General features: G+C 75.2%; 18 protein-coding genes. 7 read left to right on the top strand and 11 right to left on the bottom strand.

The window, feature by feature from the left end:
- Positions 1 to 9 precede the first annotated feature (9 nt).
- Positions 10 to 585, top strand: a complete 576-nt coding sequence (locus tag Voc01_RS35265) for a dienelactone hydrolase family protein (protein ID WP_203931988.1) — start codon at positions 10 to 12, stop codon at positions 583 to 585.
- A 7-nt stretch (positions 586 to 592) separates the two neighbouring features.
- On the opposite strand, the gene Voc01_RS35270 is transcribed toward Voc01_RS35265, so the two are convergent.
- Both Voc01_RS35270 and Voc01_RS35275 read right to left on the bottom strand, forming a co-directional pair.
- Complete coding sequence (locus Voc01_RS35270) at positions 593 to 1060, bottom strand: hypothetical protein (RefSeq protein WP_203931989.1); 468 nt, start codon at positions 1058 to 1060, stop codon at positions 593 to 595.
- A gap of 2 nt (positions 1061 to 1062) precedes the next feature.
- Positions 1063 to 1428, bottom strand: coding sequence for a cyclic-phosphate processing receiver domain-containing protein (locus tag Voc01_RS35275; protein WP_203931990.1), 366 nt, complete (start codon positions 1426 to 1428; stop codon positions 1063 to 1065).
- A 135-nt stretch (positions 1429 to 1563) separates the two neighbouring features.
- Here Voc01_RS35275 and Voc01_RS35280 point away from each other — a divergent pair, with 135 nt between their 5' ends.
- Genes Voc01_RS35280 through Voc01_RS35290 form a run of 3 tightly spaced genes read left to right on the top strand, consistent with a single transcriptional unit; the run spans position 1564 to position 4444 of the window.
- Complete coding sequence (locus Voc01_RS35280; protein ID WP_203931991.1) at positions 1564 to 2259, top strand: hypothetical protein; 696 nt, start codon at positions 1564 to 1566, stop codon at positions 2257 to 2259.
- Positions 2256 to 3791 (top strand): Rv1355c family protein, encoded by a 1536-nt coding sequence (locus Voc01_RS35285; protein WP_203931992.1) that lies wholly within the window; start codon positions 2256 to 2258, stop codon positions 3789 to 3791. Before Voc01_RS35280 ends, Voc01_RS35285 begins: the two co-directional genes overlap by 4 nt.
- On the top strand, positions 3707 to 4444 hold the full coding sequence (locus Voc01_RS35290) for a nitroreductase family protein (protein WP_203931993.1): 738 nt from the start codon (positions 3707 to 3709) through the stop codon (positions 4442 to 4444). The genes Voc01_RS35285 and Voc01_RS35290 overlap by 85 nt, the downstream gene beginning before the upstream one ends.
- 56 nt (positions 4445 to 4500) lie before the next feature.
- Here the strand turns inward: Voc01_RS35290 and Voc01_RS35295 are convergent, their stop codons facing one another.
- The 7 genes from Voc01_RS35295 to Voc01_RS35325 all read right to left on the bottom strand — a co-directional run bounded on the left by Voc01_RS35295 (position 4501) and on the right by Voc01_RS35325 (position 10310).
- Entirely contained in the window at positions 4501 to 5430 is a 930-nt protein-coding gene (locus Voc01_RS35295) for a CU044_5270 family protein (RefSeq protein WP_203931994.1), read from the bottom strand.
- On the bottom strand, positions 5427 to 6068 hold the full coding sequence (locus Voc01_RS35300; protein ID WP_203931995.1) for an RNA polymerase sigma factor: 642 nt from the start codon (positions 6066 to 6068) through the stop codon (positions 5427 to 5429). The genes Voc01_RS35295 and Voc01_RS35300 overlap by 4 nt, the downstream gene beginning before the upstream one ends.
- 114 nt (positions 6069 to 6182) lie before the next feature.
- Positions 6183 to 6584: a DUF6010 family protein gene (locus Voc01_RS35305; protein ID WP_203931996.1), complete on the bottom strand. Its 402-nt coding sequence runs from the start codon at positions 6582 to 6584 to the stop codon at positions 6183 to 6185.
- A 3-nt stretch (positions 6585 to 6587) separates the two neighbouring features.
- Positions 6588 to 7649 (bottom strand): hypothetical protein, encoded by a 1062-nt coding sequence (locus tag Voc01_RS35310; protein ID WP_203931997.1) that lies wholly within the window; start codon positions 7647 to 7649, stop codon positions 6588 to 6590.
- An 89-nt stretch (positions 7650 to 7738) separates the two neighbouring features.
- Complete coding sequence (locus Voc01_RS35315; protein ID WP_203931998.1) at positions 7739 to 8047, bottom strand: AzlD domain-containing protein; 309 nt, start codon at positions 8045 to 8047, stop codon at positions 7739 to 7741.
- Positions 8044 to 8724 carry an AzlC family ABC transporter permease gene (locus Voc01_RS35320; protein WP_203931999.1) on the bottom strand — a complete coding sequence of 227 codons (681 nt, stop codon included), beginning with the start codon at positions 8722 to 8724 and terminating at the stop codon, positions 8044 to 8046. Before Voc01_RS35320 ends, Voc01_RS35315 begins: the two co-directional genes overlap by 4 nt.
- 77 nt (positions 8725 to 8801) lie before the next feature.
- Positions 8802 to 10310, bottom strand: a complete 1509-nt coding sequence (locus tag Voc01_RS35325) for an alpha/beta hydrolase (protein ID WP_203932000.1) — start codon at positions 10308 to 10310, stop codon at positions 8802 to 8804.
- Positions 10311 to 10409: 99 nt separating this feature from the next.
- Between Voc01_RS35325 and Voc01_RS35330 the strand changes: the two genes are divergently transcribed.
- The 3 genes from Voc01_RS35330 (at position 10410) to Voc01_RS35340 (ending at position 17424) form a co-directional block, all read left to right on the top strand.
- On the top strand, positions 10410 to 12788 hold the full coding sequence (locus tag Voc01_RS35330; protein WP_203932001.1) for an Hsp70 family protein: 2379 nt from the start codon (positions 10410 to 10412) through the stop codon (positions 12786 to 12788).
- Positions 12789 to 12857: 69 nt separating this feature from the next.
- The gene (locus Voc01_RS35335) at positions 12858 to 13244 is read left to right on the top strand and encodes a DoxX-related protein (RefSeq protein WP_203932002.1); all 387 of its coding nucleotides are present in this window, start codon (positions 12858 to 12860) and stop codon (positions 13242 to 13244) included.
- A 64-nt stretch (positions 13245 to 13308) separates the two neighbouring features.
- Positions 13309 to 17424, top strand: coding sequence for a DUF4132 domain-containing protein (locus Voc01_RS35340; RefSeq protein WP_203932003.1), 4116 nt, complete (start codon positions 13309 to 13311; stop codon positions 17422 to 17424).
- A gap of 22 nt (positions 17425 to 17446) precedes the next feature.
- On the opposite strand, the gene Voc01_RS35345 is transcribed toward Voc01_RS35340, so the two are convergent.
- Both Voc01_RS35345 and Voc01_RS35350 read right to left on the bottom strand, forming a co-directional pair.
- The gene (locus Voc01_RS35345) at positions 17447 to 18166 is read right to left on the bottom strand and encodes a B3/B4 domain-containing protein (protein ID WP_203932004.1); all 720 of its coding nucleotides are present in this window, start codon (positions 18164 to 18166) and stop codon (positions 17447 to 17449) included.
- A complete protein-coding gene (locus tag Voc01_RS35350) occupies positions 18159 to 18776 on the bottom strand; it encodes a helix-turn-helix domain-containing protein (protein WP_203932005.1) in 618 nt (205 codons plus the stop codon). The genes Voc01_RS35345 and Voc01_RS35350 overlap by 8 nt, the downstream gene beginning before the upstream one ends.

Consider the following 18776-nt stretch of genomic DNA (forward strand, 5'->3'; position numbering starts at 1 on the left):
GGTGAGGCCATGGTTCACGTGCTGCTCTTCCACCACTCGCAGGGCCTGACCGCGGGCGTCCGCGCGTTCGCCGACCGGATCCGCGCCGACGGTCACGAGGTCCACACACCGGACCTGTTCGACGGCCGCACGTTCGACAGCATCGACGAGGGGATGGCCCACATCCGCGGCGTCGGCTTCGACGACCTGATCGACCGGGGCGTGGCCGCCGCCGACCACCTGCCGACCGACCTCGTCCACGCGGGCATGTCGTTCGGCGCGATGGTGGCGCAGAAGCTCGCACAGACCCGGCCGGGCGCGCGCGGCGCGCTGCTGTTCGAGTCCGCGGCGCCGCCCGACTACTTCGGCACGCCGTGGCCCGTCGAGGTGCCCGTGCAGGTGCACGCCAAGGACGCCGACCCCTTCTTCGTCGGCGAGGGCGACATCGCGTACGCCCGCGCCATCGTTTCCACCTCGACCCGCGGCGAGCTGTTCCTCTACCCGGGCGACGGCCACCTCTTCCTGGACAGCAGCGTGCCGGCCTACGACGCCGACGCGGCCGCAATGGTGCACGAGCGGGTACGGGCGTTCCTCGCCGGCCTGTGACGCCCGTCTACGGAAGGGCGCCGGACCGCCACTGGACCATGTCGCCGCACTCCCACTCCTCGCGGGAGTGCGCCGGAGCGAGTTCCGTGCCGGCGCACCCCGCGGGTGCGTCGAACTCGTCGCGGAGCCGGTCGAGCAGCGCGCGGGCCCGTGCCGCCACGAGCGGGGACGCGTCCGGATCGTCGAGGCTGAGGCCGAGCACCACGGCCCGCTCGTCGGTCACCGTGATGATCGCGCCGTCGTAGCCGCGGGCCCGCAGGTAGAGGGAGAAGCCGGGATCGTCGTCGGACCGGCGCAGGTCGGCGAGCGCGGCCCGGTCGGCCGCGTCGGCGGTGCCGTCGACGTAGGCGCGGACGAACGCGTCCAGCCGGTCGTCACCGGGCCGCGCGGTGTCGACGTACCGGTCGATGAACGCGGTGAGCACGTCGGCCCCGGCCGTCGGGACCCACACGTAGACGTCGATGACCGGCGGCACGTTCAGTACGCCAGGTCGGGGGAGCCCGGCGTGAGGCGCACGCGGTAACCCCAGCGGCGGAGCACCTGGGCCACCTTCGCGGCGCCGGCCGGGTTGGCGGAGTGGACGTGAACGGCACCGATGTCGAACGGCCGGCCGTCGAAGGCCGCCCGTTCCAGCACCTCCACCACCGGCCAGACCGTGTCGTCACCGCCCAGGTCGTGGTCGAGCCAGAGCTGCTCCACCCGCCCGTCGCGGCAGCGCTCGAGAAGCTCGACGGCGGCGGCGCTCGTGCGGACCACCTCGGCCGCGCGCCCGTCGACGAACGACCGGAGGTCGTCGACCAGGATGATCCTGGGCGCGTCCGGACCCGGGGGCGGTACCGACATCCGGTCAGGATGATCGACCCCGGCCGGGCCGGCAACCGGGTTGGCGGGTGCGGGCCCCACGACAGGAGCGTCGGCGGGCCCCACCCAGGCGGCTACGGCCGCCCGACCGCGGCGGTCGCGGCTAGCATGTTGACGATGTTCTCTGTGCTGTCGGAGCGCGTCCTCGCCGGGACGGCCCGGCTGCTGGACCCGTGGGGTCTGCGCCTGGAGACACACGACGACCTGTCGGGCTGGGCCACGCTGCTGGCCGGGTGCGGCTCCGCCGACGGGGTGAACCCCTCGTTCGATCCGCGGCACAGCCCGGTGGGTCCGGGCTCCGGCTTCTGGCTCGCCGTCGTCGACGACGGGGGAGACACGGTGGCCTGCTGCGCGTACCGGGTGCTGCGCGCCGGTCCGCTCGCGGAGCTGATCCGCACCGGCCGGCTGTGGTTCGACCCGGTGCCGCCGGCGCTGCGGACGCCGGTCCCGTGCGTGCTGCCGGCGGACGCGCCCGACTTCACCGGCACGGTCGGCCACATCGGTGGGCTCTGGGTGCGTCCGGACCACCGGGGTCTGGGCCTGCCCGGACCGCTGGCGCAGGTGACCCGGGCGGTCGCGGTCCGGCGCTACCCGGTCGACTGGGACACCGCCGTCTACCGGCGCGCGATCGCCGAGAACCCGCGGCTGGTCGCCGCGTACCAGTTCTTGCGGACCGTGCCGTGCGTGGCCGGTCTCTTCCCGCCGACCGGCCGCGTCGAGCAGTTCCACCTCGGCTACAGCCCCCGGCACCACCTGCTCGGCCGGCTGCGCGCCACCGCCGCGCGGATGCCCGCCGCCGTGGTCGCGCGATGACCGCGCCCTGGCGGCCGGTGCTGGCGGACGCGGACGGCCTGCCCGCCCTGCGTCGGGGCCACGCGGTGACCGGCACACACGACACCATCACCGACCAGCTCGCCGAACTGGTGACCGGCCGCAGCCCGCAGCTGTCGGCGCGGCCCGACCTGGTGACCTCGGCGGTGGCCGACCACCTGGCGGGCGTCCCGGCCGCTGAGTACGGCACGTGGGTGCTGTACCCGTGGATCGGGCGCCTCGTGCACGTGCTGCCCGAGGCGGAGTTCCGCGAGGTCCGCCATGACCGCAACCGGTACAAGATCACCGCGGCGGAGCAGGAGGCGCTGGCGGCCCGGCGGATCGGCGTCATCGGGCTGTCGGTCGGCGCGGCCGTCGCCGTGACCCTGGCCCAGGAGGGCGTGGGCCGCCAGTTCCGGCTCGCCGACCCCGACCACGTGAGCCTGTCGAACACCAACCGCCTGCGCGCGAGCGTCGCCGACCTCGGGGTCGCCAAGGTGGTGCTCGCGGCACGCCAGATGTACGAGATCGACCCGTACCTCGACATCCGGATCTGGCCCGCCGGGCTGGACGCCGACACCGCCGACGGGTTCCTGACCGGCCTCGACCTCGTACTGGAGGAGTGCGACGACGTCGTCCTGAAGGTGCTCGCCCGCGAACGCGCCCGCGCACACCGGATCCCCGTGATCATGGAGACCAACGAGCGGGGCATGCTCGACATCGAGCGCTACGACCTCGAACCCGACCGGCCGGTCCTGCACGGGCTGCTCGGCGGGCTCGCCGCGGCCGACCTCGCCGGGCTCACCCCGCGCGAGCGGATCCCGGTTGTGCTGGCCATCCTCGGCGGCTCGGACCACTCGCCCCGCTTCGGGCCGTCGCTGCTGGAGATCGGCGAGACCATCGGCTCGTGGCCCCAGCTCGCGTCCGGCGTGGCCCTGGGCGCCGCCACGGCCACCGACGCGGCCCGGCGGCTCCTGCTCGGCGACCTGCCCGTGTCCGGCCGCTTCTACGTCGACCTCGACCGGCTGGTGGCGGCCGGCGCCGAGGCGCCACTGCCGCCACTGCCCGAACCGGCGGACGCCCCGGCGGAGACGCCGGAGACCCCGGACCTGCCGCTGCCCGAACGGGGCGCCCCGCTGGACGAGGAGGGCATGCGGCGACTGGTCGCGCTGGGGGTCCGCGCCCCCTCGGGCGGCAACGCGCAGCCGTGGCACTTCACCGCCGCGCCGGGACTGTTGCGGTGCCGGATCGACGCGCGCCGCCCGTCCACCCTCCTGGACCGCGACCGGACCGCGACCCACCTCGCGATCGGCGCCGCGTCGAGAACATCGTGCTCGGCGCCGCCGCGGCCGGCCACCGCGCCGAGGCCCGGACGTTCCCCGACCCGGCGGACCCCGGACTGGTCTGCGAGCTGCGCTTCACGCCGGCGCCCGACCTGCCGGTCCCCGCGTTGGCCGCGCAGATCCCGGTCCGCGCGACGAACCGCCGGCGCGGCGACGGACGCCCGCTCACCGACGCCCACGCCGCCGCGCTGACCGGCAGCGCCGCCGACGCCGGCGCCCACCTCGACCTGGTGACCGACCGGCCCCGGATGGCCGAGCTCGCCGCGATCCTCGGCGCCGGCGACCGGCTCAGGTTCCTGACCGGTGCCCTGCACGCAGAGATGATGGCGGAGCTGCGCTGGACCACCGAGGAGGCGCGACGCACCGGGGACGGCATCGACGTGACCGCCCTGGAACTCGACGCCGTCGACCTCGCGTTCCTGTGCCTGACCCGCGACTGGTCGAACCTCGCCCCGCTGCCGGGGTTCGGCGGCGGCGCGGCACTGGAACGGCCGGCCCGGGCCGCGGTGGCCGGCTCGTCCGCGCTCGGCGTGCTGTCCGTGCCCTCCGGAGAGCACCTGCGGGGCGGGCGCGCCATGCAGCGGATGTGGCTCACCGCCACGGCCCTGGGCGTGGCCGTGCGCCCGATGACCGCCCTGCTGTACCTGTTCCCGCTGCTCGACGCCCCCGAGCCGCTGGACGGGCGGCAGCGGGCGACCCTGCGCCACCTGCGCGACCGGTTCGCGGCCGTGGTCCCGCAGCCGCCGCGGCGCCGCGCGGTGCTGCTGGTCGGGCTTGCCTACGCCGACCCGCCGAGCGTCCGCGCGGCGAGGCGGCCCGTCGAGGCGGTCCTGTCCTTCGACTGAGCGGGTTCGGGGCCCGGCCTTCTTCCCGCGCGCGCACCCGACCGTCCAGCGCCTCGCTAGGCGGGCAGGGAGTCCGTCCAGCCGGCGGTGACCGTCGAGGATCCGCCGTCCGTCGCGTACAGGGTGAAGTCACCCAGGACCAGGAAGTCGGTCTCGCGGATCCGCGCGGCCACCGGGTCGATGACCACTCGCGCCTGCGCCCCCTCGTGGATGGGGATCCGCAGCGCCTGACCGCCGTCGACCGGGCCGGCGTTGACGACGTCGGGGTAGGCGGCGATCGCCTGGAACGCGGCGGCCCGCACCTTCGGTGGCGCCGGCAGTTGCGAGACGAGGGCGATCAGCCCGTACAGGACGCGCCTGCGCCTTTCCGGCGCCGCGAGCGTCTCGGCCCTGTCCAGAATCGCGCTGACCGCCGCCGTCAGCGCGTCGGGCGTGGTCGGCAGACCCTGGAGTTCGGCGAAGGTGATGTCCGGTCCGCACAGCGAGAACCCGCGGTCGCCCCACCGGACGGGCGTGTGGATCCGCTTGCCACTGACGCTCGGGTCGGGGATGCCGCCGGGGAACCGGACCCAGTTGGCGCCGTCGCGGTCTGCCCAGGTCTCCCACCGGTCCGTGGCGCTCCCCGTGCCGTCCTTCGCCACGATCGTGACATGCCAGTAGGTCCCGGTGCCCTCGGGCTGCCGCTGCGCGGCGTCCGCGGCCGCGAGCAGAAGCTGCTGACCGGACAGCGGCGCCGGGCCGGGCGCCACCCGGCCGTCACGCGGTTGCCCGGCCACCGCGACCCCGACACCGACCGCGGCGGCGACCGCGGCGACGGCGGTCACTGCCGACGTGACAAGGACGGAACGTCGTGCCTGTGCGGGGCGCGTGCGCCGGATTTCGCTCATCAGGAACTCCTCGAGCTGGTGGTGACGGTCGCCCGGAAGGTCCCGTTCCACCGGCGCCGGCACCAGCCGGGCCAGTTCCTCACGATCGTTCGGGCTCATCGGACCTCCTCCTCGGCGAGCAGGGCCGCACGGTCGCGGCCACCCTTGGTCTGTCCGGTGGCGGCGGGAGGTTCCCGACCTTCTCCGGGCGGTGGCAGCTTTCCGGTGGCGACGAGGCGGGTCAGCCGGGCGCGGGCGCGCGACAGCCGCGACCGCACGGTGCCGACCCGCACGCCGAGTGCCGCCGCGGCCTCGGCGTGGTCGAGCCCCGCCCACACGCACAGCGCCAGCACCTCGCGCTCGGACGCGCGCAGCGCCGCCAACGCCACGGTCACCCGCGCCAGGCGTTCGCGGTCATCGACGCGGGAGCCGACCTCCTCGGCGAGGTCCGGCACCGGCTGCGGCCGGGGGAGCCGGGCCAGCGCGCCGTCGTGGCGTCGGGCCGCCCGCCGGACGTTGCGCGCGACGTTCGTCGCGATGCCCAGCAGCCACGGCCGTAGCGACCCGTCGCCGTCGTCGATGCGGTCGCGGAGCCGCCAGGCCTCCAGGAACGTCAGGGAGACCACGTCCTCGGCCGTCGACCACGTGCCGGTCAACCGGAAGGCGTGGTTGTACACCGGGCGGGCATGGTCGACGAACAGCTCCCTGAACGCCTCCGGATCGCCCGCCCGGACCCGGACGCGCAGACTCTTCCCCATGTCCCTGAACCTGTCCGACGGCCGCGACGCGTTCCTGTGACCCCCGTCATACCTCGTGCCGGTGTCCCGAGTCGCGGGTTCGCGCGCAGCCGCTGATTGGGCAAAGCCGACATGTCAGCTCGGACGGGACCCCCCGCCCCCACTGTCCGTCATCGCAAACCTGCCCACCGGGCCTGTGCCGGCCGCCTTGATCGTCGTCCGAGGAACGAACCTGAAGCCCCACTGCATTTCCGTTCCTCGAACAACGATCAACAGACCCTCGAACCCCGCGAAGATCGCGCAGCCGAGCGACGAGTCGTGCGCGGACGGGACGATCGGGTTGTCCGCGAGGTGGTGGACGACGTCCCACGCGGTGTGCAGCAACCAGCCGACCCCGATGAACGTCCATGAGTCCAGCCCGCGGAAGGCGACGTAGGTCAGCGCCGCCGTGAACGCGAACTCCCGCCCGCCCGGGCCGCCGCCGCTGAGGTACGCGGCGCCGGCTCCGGCTCTCGCCACCGGCGCGTCGCCGGTCACCGGTCAGGCGTACGGGTACACGGATCTCAGCAGGTCGAGCATCGGCGGGTCGTAGGCGCCCAGGGTCTCGCGGGTGTGCTCGACGCGGAACACCTCGTGCGGTGCGATCTCCAGGTACGCCGTGCTGGACTCGGCGAAGTACTCGTCGATGTTCGACGACGTGTACTCGTCCCCGCCGATGAAGTTCGCCTCGAACCCGCGCGCCTTCTGCGTGGCCAGCATGGCCTCCACCTCGGCGTGGCGGGCGGGCAGGCCGTGTCTCAGCACCGCGTGGGCGAGCTCGTGCACCAGCGTGTAGCCCGGGATCTGGCCGGGTTCGGCGTCGGGACCCATGACCAGGTCCTCAACCCCGGTCGCGGCAACCACCGCGTTGCGCTCGAGGTATCGACCCCAGTGGAGGCCGCGCACGTCGTCCCAGGGCCGGTCGTCCACGCAGCCGGCAATGGTCCCGTCGGCGCAGGTGGTCTGGCCGCGCAGGGACGCGAACGCCGGTAGGTCGGTCATGCTCACCCCGACCGGGATGAGGTGGATCTCGATGACGTTGACGATGTTGGTGCGCACCTCCTCGGAGACGGCGCCGAGCACGCGGTGCGCGATCCGCGCGGCGACGTCCGCTCCGGGTCCGGTGGGCACCTCCACGATCGAGTCGCCCTGGCGTGCGTAGCTCACGATCCGGCCGCGCAGCAACGAGGTGACGCCGAGCCCCCTGGTCCTGCCGTCCGCCTTCGCGCCGTACCGGGCCTGCAGCCAGTAGTCCGCGCCGCCGAACGAGTCACGCTGCGCCTCCATCGTGCCCTCGCGGGCCACGGGGCGGCCGTTGAGCTCGATGGAGACCGCGTCGCAGCCTGCCGGCACGTCGGTCTTCCACCGGACCGTGGCCGGTTCGGCCCCGAACGGGCTGCCGAGGTTGACCAGCTCCACCTTCCGGGTGTCGCGCAGGCAGGCCTCCGCCCGGTCGTCGTCGGCCCACGACGGTGCGGCAACCGTCACACCGAATACACTCAGTAGCGCGCCGATGGTCACGATGATCGAGACCGGTCGCGCCTTCCTGTGACGTTTCGCCATGTCCGGCGACGCTAGCAGACGGTGGAGCCGTCCCCGGTAGATATCTGCACCGAAGATGCAAATTAACCTTAAGTTACGGTGAGCCGCCGTCAGCCGGTCGCCGCTCTCAGGGCGAGCATCACGACCATCCCGACGACGATCGCCGCCCACATCGAGCGGGTGCGATGGGCCACGGCGCCCGCGACCGCGGCGGCGGCGAGCTTTCCGGCACCCGCCCCGGCCGGGCCGGTCGCGGCCGCCGTCGCCAGGGCCGCGGCTCCCATGGCGGCGAAGGCCGCCGGGGTGACCAGGTCGCCGACCCGGTCCATCCATTGTGGACGCTCGCAGCGGCGCATCAGGGCCAGCGGCGCGAAGCGCAGCACGTAGGTGACGACGCCGGCCAGAACGGTGGGGATCACGCCGACCTCCGGTGCCGGTACAGGGACGCGGCCGCCACGCCGGCGACGATGCCGAGCACCGTGCCGACGTGGAACGGCAGGAACGTCGCGGCGACAGCGGCCGCCGCCGACGCGGCCACGCACACGCGGGTCACGGCGTCGCCGAGCTTCGTCGCGACGAGCGCGACCAGGTACAGCGTGGCCATGAAGTCCAGGCCGACCGACTCCGGCACGACCGCTCCGGCGACGACCCCCACCACGACCGCGGTCTGCCAGCCGCACCACAGGACGACCGCGCCGCCCAGGTAGTAGGCGTGCCCGCGGCGCCGTTCGTAGCCCTCGACGCCGACGACGAACGACGGATCGACGAGCAGCGCCGCGAACAGCGCCTGCCGCCACAGGGGAAGGTGCCGCCAGTGCCGCGCGGTCGCGGCGGAGTACATCGCCAGCCGGGCGTTCATCAGCAGGACCGTCAGCACGACCATCGCCACCGGGGCACCGGCACCGACGAGGTCGGCGGCGGCGAGCTGGGCACTGCCGCTGTAGATGAGCACGGTGCTCGCGACGGTGGTCGGCACACCCGACGGCGCGAGCGCGACGCCGACCACCAGCCCCAGCGGCATGACGCCCAGGAGCAGCGGCAGCATCGCCCGGGCACCGGCGGCCGCGTCGGCCCGCGGTCGCGTCGTCGTCGGCATGCGTCAAGGATCGGTGGGGATCCGTGGTGAAGCTTGGAGACCGGGTGCAGCATCCCGTCTCCAGAAGTCGGGCCCGGTCACGGGCCGAGGACGTGCGTCCCGTCACCGGCCGGACGCAGGCCCGGGTCGGCGCCCGCGACCAGGTCGCGCACCGTGGCGGAGACCAGCAGCCGGCCCGGACCCGCGCGGTCGGCCAGCGACACGGCGGAGTCCACGCCCGCACCGTCCACAGTGGAGCCCGACAGCGGCACCTCGGCGATGTCCAACCCGAACGCGGTGGCGGCGCCCAGGAGACCGGTCACCTCGCGGATCGCGGTCGCCGGTCCGTCGAACACCACGACGTCGCGGCCTCCGGGCGTCCGCCCGGCCCTTCCACCGGACGGCCGCGCGCCGTCGCCGGCGACCGCGAGCACGGCGGCGAGCGCGCGGGCCGGTGCCGGCGCGGACGTGAGGTCGCCGAGGAACGCCTCGACCCGGTCGAGGATCTGGTGCGCGTCGATGGCCACGAAGTGGTCGGCGCCGGCCAGTTCCACGAACCGGGCGCCGGGGATCCGCCCGGCGAGGTAGCGGCCCTCGTCGACGGTGCTGTCCCGGTCGCCGCGGCGGTGCATCACCAGCGTCGGCACGCGCACCGAGCCCAACGCGTCGCGGACGTCGACGAGGCTGTTCATCGCGATCAACGCGCGCACGGTCGACGGGGCCGCCGCCCGGGCGCGCTGCCCCCACCACCGGGCCATCGCGTCGTCGGCCGACGGCGCCATGACCCGCATGTCGGCCTCCCAGCTCCACTCCAGCGCCAGCCGCTCGGCGTACGCGTCGCGTTCGGCCCGCGTCGGCGCCCACGGATAGTCGTCGGCCCGCAGCCGCTTGGCGTAGGAGCCGTACAGCGCCAGCGCCTCCACCCGCTCCGGGTGCGTCGCGGCGAGGAGACAGGCCATCGGGCCGCCCTCCGAGTAGCCGAACACCACCGCCCGGCGGGACCCGGCCGCGTCCATCACCGCGAGCACGTCGTGCATGCGCGTCTCGAGGTCGGGGATGTCCCGGGGGCGGTCGGACAACCCCGTGCCGCGCTTGTCGAAGCGGATCAGGCGACCGAAGGTGCCGAGGCGGTCGAGGAACGCGGCGTGCCGGGGGTCGGCCCAGTCCAGCTCCAGGTGCGACACGAACCCGGCGACGAGCACGATGTCCCGCTCGCCGCGGCCGGTCACCTGGTAGGCGATGTGCAGCCCGTCGCTGACGGCGTAGCGCACCGGCGCGTCCCCGGGCCGCGCGGCCTCGACCTGCCGGACCGGACCGACGAACCGGTAGCCCTTACCGTGCACCGTGCGGATCAGCCGCTGCGCCTGGCCGTTGTCGCCGATCGCCTGCCGGGCCTGCTTGATCCGGCTGGTGACGGCCGTCTCGCTGACGAACCGGCCGCCCCAGACGGTGTCCATCAGCTCCTCCCTGGGCACCACCCGGTCGCGGTGCTCCACGAGGTGGGCGAGAACCTCGAACACCTGCGGCTCCACCGGTACCCGCACACCCGCGCGCCGCAGCTCGACCGTGTCCCGGTCGAGCTCCAGGTCGTCGAAGGCGTACGCCACGACCGGACGCTAGCCCCGCGACCGGGCACCGGCAACCGGCCCGCCGGTCACGCCCGTCGCCGGAACCGGTCGTACCGCCCGGGTCGGTACAGTACGCGGATGGCGGCCATGGAAGGGCACCGATTGGGTGTCGACTTCGGCACCTCGACCACCGTGGCGGTGCTGGCCGATCCGACCGGGCGGGTCCGGCCGCTGCACTTCGACGGCGTCGAGCTGCTGCCCTCCGCGGTGTGCCTGGACCGCGACGGAACCCTGCTGGTCGGCCGCGACGCGGTGTTCGCGGCCCGCACCTCGCCCGGCGGGTACGAGCCGAACCCCAAACGCACCGTCGACGACGGGACGGTACTGCTCGACGGGCGCGGGATACCCGTGGTGGACCTGTTCGCGGCGCTGCTGTCACGGGTGGCCGCCGAGGCGCACCGGGTGGCCGGCGCCGCACCGGAGCGGACGGTCCTGACGTGCCCGGCCGGGTGGGGCGGCCGCCGCCGCGGCACGCTGCTCGACGCGGCGTCGGCGGCGGGGCTGGCCGGGGTGCGGCTCGTGGCCGAGCCGGTGGCGGCGGCCAGCTACTACGTCCGGGTGGCGGACCTGCCACCGGTCGGCACGATCCTGGTCTACGACCTCGGCGCGGGCACCTTCGACGCGACGGTGGTCCGCCGCGCCGGTGCCGGCTTCGAGCTCCTCGCGACCCGGGGCCTGTCCGACGCCGGCGGGCTGGACATCGACGCGGCCCTCCTGGAGTACCTCGGCACGGTGTACTCCGACCGCGACCCCGACCGCTGGCGCCGCCTCACCCACCCGGGGTCCGGCGAGGACCGCCGGGCGGCCCGGTCGCTGCGCGAGGACGTGCGCACCGCCAAGGAGATCCTGTCGCGGGCCTCGGCCACGCTCGTCCACGTTCCGCTCTTCGACGACGAGGCGCCCCTCGGCCGCGAACAGCTCGAGCGACTGGCGCGGCCCGTGCTCGCGCGGACGATGGACGCCACCCTGGCCGTGGTGCGCGAGGCCGGGGTGGCGCCGGGTGCGCTGAACGGGGTCTTCCTGGTCGGCGGCTCGACCCGGATCCCGCTCGTGGCGACGCTTCTGCACGGGGCGCTGGGGGTGGCGCCGACCGTGCTGGAGCGGCCCGAGCTCGTCGTGGCGGAGGGGAGCCTGTACGCACCGGACTCCGCGGTCCTGCCGGCGCCGAACGCCGAGGAGGAAACGGCCGCCACCGAAGAGGAAACGGCCGCCACCGAGGAACCGGCCGCCGCCGACCGCGAGGCTGTCGAGGAGGCGCCGGCCATACCCGTCGGGGTGCGGATCGGACCCGTCCCGCCACCCGCACCGGATCTCCCGCCCGACGACGTCGAACGGAGCCGCCCGTCCGCGCTGCGTGCGGTGACGGTCGCGGTGTCCGTGCTCGCGCTGGTGACCGTGACCGCCCTGCTGATCCGCGCCAACCGGGGCGACGCCGAGCGGCCCGGCGCCGACCGGTCCACCGGCGCCACCGCGTCGGCGTCCCCCGTGGGCTGCACCGACCTGCCGGCGCGCGGCACACCGGCCAGCCCGTCCGGGGTACAGCAGCTGGCGGTGAGCGCCGACGGCCGCACCCTGGCCGTCGCGACCGCCACCGGGACCGTGTCGTTGTGGGACACCGCGACCGGTCGCGGCGCGGCGGCCTTCACCGACCCCGGGCCGGTCCGCGGCGTGGCCTTCAGCCCGGACGGGCACACGCTCGCGGTGGCCGACGACGCCGGCCTCGTGCGGCTGCGGTGCCTGACCCCGGCCGGCACCGCGCTGGCGCTGCGCGGGCACTCCGCGCGGGTCACCCTCCTCGCGTTCAGCCGGGACGGCGGGACCCTCGCGACCGCCGGGTCCGACGGGACGATCCGGCTCTGGAACACCCGCACCGGTGCCGCGCTCGCGACCCTCGACTCGGCCGGCATCGAGCTCCGCGCGCTGGCACTGAGCCCCGACGGGCGCACCGTCGCCTCCGCGGGCCGCCTGCCGTCCTCGGCCTACGCGGGCGGCAGCCCGGCGCGGAGCGTCGCCGAGGAGGCGTTGTCGGCGCGGATCTGGGATGCCGCCACCGGTCGCGCCACCGTCCTGCCGCCGTACGTCGGCGGCATCGACGCGCTCGCGTTCAGCCCGGACGGACGCCGGCTCGTGGCGGCCGGACCGCGCGAGGTGCTCGTGTGGGACGGGCCCGCGGGCCGGGGAACGACTCTTTTCACCGGCGGCGGCATCTTCAGCGCGGTCGAGGTCAGCGCCGACGGGCAGACCGTGCTCGCGGCGAGCACGGACGATCCGGTGCAGCTGTGGAACGCCACCACCGGAAAGACGACCGCGCCGCCGTTCACGCCCGCGGTGTGGAGGGGCACCGGCACGTACGAGCTGGTTCTCAGCCACGCCGGGCAGGTGCTCGTCGCCCGGTTCGGCACCCTGGTCAGCATCTACGACCTGCGAACCGGCGGCCTGCGCGCCACGGTCCCCTGAGAGGCGCGGTGTCCCGGGCGTCACGGTGTCCTGAGCGGCCGGCCGCCCGGGCCGTGGCATGCTGGTCGCGTGTCCGCGCCCCGGAGTGCCTATGGCCTCGCGCTGCTGCTCGCCGCCGCCGGTGCCACGCACTTCGCGGCCCCCCGCGTGTACGACCCGATCGTGCCGCGGAGTCTGCCCGGCCGGGCACGGACGTGGACGTATCTCAGCGGCGCCGCCGAGCTCGCGGTCGCCGCGGCGCTCGCGCATCCGCGCACCCGCCGCGCGGGCGGGCTGGCCGCCGCCGGTCTCTTCGCGGCGGTCTTTCCGGCGAACGTCAAGATGGCATGGGACTGGCGGCGGCGCCCTCCGGCGTACCGGGCGGCCGCGTACGCCCGTCTCCCGATGCAGGCGCCGCTGATCTGGTGGGCCCTGCGCGTGGCCGGTTCCAGGACCTCCCCGCGACCGCCGGTGTGAGATCATCCCGGCGCGCCACGCCACGGAGCCGGCGCTCGGAGTGGTCCTCCCGAAGGGCGTCGACATGAATCCTCTTGCCGGCCTGCGGATGGGCGCCTGCGCCGGAACCGACAACGGGCACCAGCTGGTGCTGGGCCTCGCGGTGCACGCCGGTTCCGCCGTCGCCGTCGGCGGCCAGGGCTGGAGCGTCGCCGCCGTGTCGTCGGACGGGTACGCCTTCCGCCGGGTGGTCGCGCCGGGCCGGGGGCTGCGCGGGGCGCTGCTGCGCGGGGACGGGCTGTGGGTCGTCGGCGAGTACGGGTTCATCGCCCGGTCGACCGACCGCGGCGGGTCGTGGCGGCAGCTGGCCTCCGGCACGAGCGGGTGCCTGTTCGGCGTCGTCGCCGACGACGACGGGCGGCTGTGGGTCGCCGGCGACGACGGCTACCTCGCGACCTCGGCCGACGGGGAGGCGTTCCGTCGCGTCGGCGGCGTCGACGAGTCCATCGGCCGGATCAGCGGCAGCCCGCTCGGGGTGCTCGTTCCGACCGACCGTCCGGGCCGCCTGTACGTGTGCCGCGACAGGTCGGTGCGGCGGCTCGACCTCGAGGCCGGTGTCGACCTCATGTCGGCGACAGTGACCCCGGCCGGCACCGTCCTCACCGTCGGCGCCGGCGGCACGGTGTTCCGGTCCGCCGACGAGGGCTTCCGGCGCGTCCCGGTGCCGGCCGACGGGCTGCTCACCGCGGTGCGCTGCCTTCCCGACGGTCGCGTCGTGATCGTCGGAGCGGACGGGCTGGTGCTGGTCTCGGCCGACGACGGGCGCACCTTCGCCCGCTTCGACCAGTTCGTGACGTCGGCGACCCTGTGGTGCTGCGAGCCCTCCGGCGACGGCCTGCTCGTCGGCGGCGGGAGCGGCGTCGTCGCCTGGATCGGCGCACACCGTCCCGCCGCGGCCCCACCTTCGCCGACGACCCCGGTGGAGCGGCGCGACGGCGTCCACGTCAGCCCGTGGCTGCGCGCGGCGCTGTACCCGCGGCGCGGCGGCATCCCGGTGGCGGTCCGTCCACTGTCGACACTTGACGACGCGTGGACCGCGCTGCGCCGGGCGTTCTGGGCCAACGACCGGCACGGCATGTCGGTCACCGACCACCGGTCGAGCATCTGGGCCTACGTCACGAGCGACCACCACCACGAGCGGGAGCTCGGTCGGCGCATCCTCGACCCGCGGCCGCGGGTGGGCTCCGCCGAGGAGGACGTCAGGGTGGTCGAGCTGGTCCTCCAGCAGTACCAGACGTTCATCGGCGAGTTCCGGGAGGAGACCGAGGACCGGCTCACCGACTTCCTCGTCGCCTCCGTCGGGCTGCCCGAGGCCGCGCGCCGGCTGCTCGCCGGTCTCCGGTACCAGCTGCCGTACGTCGGCGCCGGGCCGTTCGGCCGGCTGCGCGAGCTGCTCGCGCTCGCCGACGACGCGGAGTTCGCCGCCGCGAGAACGGCGATCCTGGACGCCGCCGCCGCGATCGCGCCGTCGGCCGTCGACCGTCGGAGCGCGCACCTGCGCTGGGCGACCACGTTCCTGCTGCCGCTGGGTCCGGCGGCGGGCCCCGAGGAGCGGCGGGTGCACGAGGACGCGCTGCGTCACCTCTGCCCGTTCGGCGACGGCAACGTGCACGCCACGGGGATCGCCGCCGGCGACCTCGCGACGCTGGAGCGCTTCCTCGCGGCCAACCGCAAGAACGCGCACCCGTTCTTCGCGCCGTTCCGCCGTGGCCGCGTGTATCTCGCGTCGGTGCTCGAGCTCGCCGGCAGCGCCGCCGCCGAGGTGTTCGCCCGCCTCAAGCCGGGCGAGCCGTGGCAGACCGACCCGTTCCACAACGACCTGTGGTGCCGGCTGCTGGCGCACATCGACGACGACCACGCCCGGGTCGCGCTGCTGCGGGAGCGGCGCGCCGGCCACCTGTGGGGCACGGCGAACCTGCTCCGCGCCGCCGCCCTCGACCCGGACCGGGTCCGCCGGTTCGCCCGCGACAATGGCGACGACGAGCTGGTGGACCTGATCGACCGGGGCATCGAGCCGGATCCCGTCGCACCGCCGGAGGACGACGCGCTCGGCGGCCTCGGCGACCCGGTCGACTACGTGCCGCCACCGGTCGTGCGGGTGCCGCCGCTCGACCCGGCCCTGACGGTCGAGCCGGTCCAGTCGTGGCGCGACGAGGAGGTCGAGGCGGGCCAGCGGGTCGGCACGCACGAGTCCGCCGTGACGTGGAACGGCGTGTCCATCGCCCGGTGCGACGACGTGGAGGCGTTCGTCGCCCACCGGGAACGGTGGGCGGTCCCGACGTCCGTCGCCGACCTGGCGCTGGCGCCGGGGCACGTGCACGACCGGCTCCTGGCGTTGGGCTTCGCTCCCGGCGGCACGGCCGGACCCGCCCTGCTGCCGGTGATGTACCGCGGTGGTCTGTCGCACCTGCCGCTGCTGCGGGCCGCGCTGGCCGACCCCGACGGCGTGGAGCACGCGTTGCGGGCCGCGCAGCCGTTCGGTGACGTGTCGCTCGTTCCCGCGGTCGTGAAGGCGTTCGCCGGGAGGAAGCACAAGGCGCTGGCCCGCTCGTGGATCCTGCGGCACCCGGAACACGCGGCCGCCGGGGCGCTGACACTGTGGTCCGCCGACCACGCGGACGCGGGCGCGTCGCGCGTCCTGCGGTACCTGGACGCACAGGGCCACCGCGCGACGATCCTGGGCTTCGCGGCCGACCTTGCTGTCGAACCGGCCGCCGAACCGGCCGTCCGCGCGATGCTCGACGCCGACCCGCTGACCGCGCCCGGCGCGAAACGGCCGACGGTGCCGGCGTTCGCCGCCGCGCGGACCCTGCCGGCGCTCGAGCCGCCGCTCGACGTGGACCTCCTCCTCACACAGCTGGCCTGGTCCAACGCCGACGAGGTGCATCCGGGGGTGCTCGCCGCGAAGGCGGCCTGCACGCCGGCGTCGCGGGCCGCGTTCGCGTGGGCGCTGTTCGAGGCGTGGCTCGCCGAAGGCGCCCCGCCGAAGGCGTCGTGGTGCCTGCAGGCGGTCGGCCTGCTCGGCGACGACGACTGCGCCCGCCGGCTCACCACGCTGGCCCGCCGGTGGCCGGGGGAGAACGCCAGCGCCCGCGCGCACGCCGCCCTGGACGCCCTGCTCAACATCGGCACCGACACCGCGTTGATCAACATCAACCTGCTCGCGGAGAAGTCCCGGTTCCCGGCGTTCGCGGCGGCGGCCCGCGAACGCATCGACGCCATCGCCTACAGCCGCGGCCTCACCTCCGACGAGCTCGCCGACCGGCTCGTGCCGACCCTGGGCCTGGACGAGGACGGCGCCGACGTCGTCGGCACCGGCTCGCGTACCTACCGGATCGTCTTCGACGCCACGCTGCTGCCCGTCCTGCGCGACGACCGAGGGGCCGTGCTGCCGGACCTGCCACGGCCCGGACGCGCCGACGACAAGCAGAAGGCGAAGGCGGCGAAGGCGAAGCTGACCGCGCTGCGCAAGGACGCGCGCGCGTCGGCGTCGCTGCACCTGGCCCGGATCGAGCGGGCCATGTGCACCGGCCGGGCCATCGGCGCCGGGGTGTTCCTCGACCGGTACGCCCGCCACCCCTGGATGCGGCACCTGGCCGGCCGTCTCGTCTGGGGCGTGGCCGACCTGCCCGGGTGCGACTTCCGGGTCGCCGAGGACGGCACGCTCGCCGACGTCGACGACAAGCTGTACGAGCTGCCCGCGGACGCGCCGGTCGTGGTACGCCACCCGCTCGACCTCGCCGCCGACGCATTGCCGGTCTGGTCGGAGCTGTTCGCCGACTACGAGATCCTGCAACCGTTCCCGCAGCTGGCCCGGCCGGTGTACCGGGCGGAGGACGCCGGTGCGGTGCTGTCCGGGCTGGCCGGACACACGGTCACCTACGGCCAGCTACGCGGGCTGGAGACGCGCGGCTGGCAGCGCTGGCACGACTCGGGCGTGCAGCTGGCCAAGCCGGTGTCCGCCGACACGTGGGCGGTCCTCGACACCGACCCCGGCTGGCACGCCTCCGACACCGCCGAGTCCGTGCCGCCGCAACGCATCGAGGGCGTGCGGTTCCACGGCGCCGACGCGGCGGACGTCGACCCGCGCACCCGCTCGGAGCTCGTCTACGACCTGCACCGCCTGGTCACGACCGCCTAGCCGGGGGCAAGGCCGGCCCGGGTCACGGGCGGTCGAGCAGCCGGGTGGCGACCTGCAGCTCCGGGGAGAAGCGCCGGAGGTGGGCCACGAGGTCGTCGGCGGCCGCGGTCAGCGCGCCGTCGGTGAGGGGTGCGAGCGCGTCGAGGATGAACAGGGCCGTGGTCGTGCCGGGGGTGAGCTGGGTGCGTCGGCCCTGCCGCCAGTTCCACCGTCGGCAGGTGACACCGGCGTCGTCGCACCACACGACCTCACCCGGGTCGGGGTGCTCGACCACGACCTCGCCGCCGGCGACGGTGTCGAACGGCTCGTCGCCGGCGGCGCGCAGCAGCCGGGGGCTGCCCCGGTAGCCGGACAGGTCCTCGCCGCCGAGCGGCACCTGGTGCAGCACCGAGACGGCGTTGTAGACGTCGGTGAGCCGGTTGACGCGGGGCAGGCCCGTCCCGGCCCGGCGGGTCAGGGCCTCCAGGCTGTTGCGGGTGCGCTGCGGCTTCGCGCCGAACGCGCGGTACGCCTCCCGCCAGGCGGCGACGTGGGGCAGCCGGTCGACGGCGGTGCCGGCGAGCAGCCGTCCGGCGGCGGCCTCGGCCTCCCGCAGGAGCGCCTCGCTGCCGGCGTCGCCGGGACCCGGGACCACGCCGTCCACGGCGACCAGCAGCGCCCGGTAGTCCGGACGCAGGGCGAGTACGGCCGGGTCCACCCCGGCGCCGTCGACGACGTCGCGCGGCAGGGGAGTGTCAGCCATGTCGGTGCTCCTCACGATGGGTGGATCCGGGGTCGGTCCCGACGCCGGGCTGGAACACGGCCAGGGAGAACCGGGCCGGCGCGGCGCCGGGGTTGGCGTAGGAGTGGGGGACCGTGCCGGCGAACGCGAGCGCGTCACCCGGCCGCAGGACGACCGAGTCGCCGGCGACCCCCACGGTGACGGTGCCGTCGCGGACCTGGATCAGCTCCTTGGTGCCGGTCGAGTGGGCGTCGCTGGCGTGCCGGTCACCCGGCCCGAGCGTCCAGTCCCACAGCTCGACCACGTCGGGCGGCCCGGTGCCGGCGACCAGCAGGCCGCGGCCGCCGGCGTCGCTGGTCCACAGCGCGACGCCCTCGCCGTCGCGGGTGACCCGCAGCGCCGCCGGCCTCGGCGGCTCGACCAGCGCCGGCAGGCCGATGCCCAGCGCGTCGCTGAGGCGCAGCAGCGTCCCGACGCTGGGGTTGGTGACGCCCTGCTCGACGTTGACCACCATCCGCCGGCTGACCCCGGCCGCGTCGGCCAGGTGGTCCAGCGTCCAGGTGCGCGACAGCCGCTCCTGGCGGACGCGGGCGCCGATCACACCGGCCAGCGCCGCCGTCTCCTCGTCCAC

This window comes from Virgisporangium ochraceum, assembly GCF_016863655.1.
GTDB lineage: Bacteria > Actinomycetota > Actinomycetes > Mycobacteriales > Micromonosporaceae > Virgisporangium > Virgisporangium ochraceum.

What these genes read in the sequence shown, in the direction of transcription:
- Voc01_RS35310 (WP_203931997.1), bottom strand. Translation starts at nt 7,649, where the DNA reads ATGGCGAAACGTCACAGGAAGGCGCGACCGGTCTCGATCATCGTGACC.
- Voc01_RS35265 (WP_203931988.1), top strand. Translation starts at nt 10, where the DNA reads ATGGTTCACGTGCTGCTCTTCCACCACTCGCAGGGCCTGACCGCGGGC.
- Voc01_RS35330 (WP_203932001.1), top strand. Translation starts at nt 10,410, where the DNA reads ATGGCGGCCATGGAAGGGCACCGATTGGGTGTCGACTTCGGCACCTCG.
- Voc01_RS35275 (WP_203931990.1), bottom strand. Translation starts at nt 1,428, where the DNA reads ATGTCGGTACCGCCCCCGGGTCCGGACGCGCCCAGGATCATCCTGGTC.
- Voc01_RS35285 (WP_203931992.1), top strand. Translation starts at nt 2,256, where the DNA reads ATGACCGCGCCCTGGCGGCCGGTGCTGGCGGACGCGGACGGCCTGCCC.
- Voc01_RS35300 (WP_203931995.1), bottom strand. Translation starts at nt 6,068, where the DNA reads ATGGGGAAGAGTCTGCGCGTCCGGGTCCGGGCGGGCGATCCGGAGGCG.
- Voc01_RS35280 (WP_203931991.1), top strand. Translation starts at nt 1,564, where the DNA reads ATGTTCTCTGTGCTGTCGGAGCGCGTCCTCGCCGGGACGGCCCGGCTG.
- Voc01_RS35320 (WP_203931999.1), bottom strand. Translation starts at nt 8,724, where the DNA reads ATGCCGACGACGACGCGACCGCGGGCCGACGCGGCCGCCGGTGCCCGG.
- Voc01_RS35340 (WP_203932003.1), top strand. Translation starts at nt 13,309, where the DNA reads ATGAATCCTCTTGCCGGCCTGCGGATGGGCGCCTGCGCCGGAACCGAC.
- Voc01_RS35345 (WP_203932004.1), bottom strand. Translation starts at nt 18,166, where the DNA reads ATGGCTGACACTCCCCTGCCGCGCGACGTCGTCGACGGCGCCGGGGTG.
- Voc01_RS35295 (WP_203931994.1), bottom strand. Translation starts at nt 5,430, where the DNA reads ATGAGCCCGAACGATCGTGAGGAACTGGCCCGGCTGGTGCCGGCGCCG.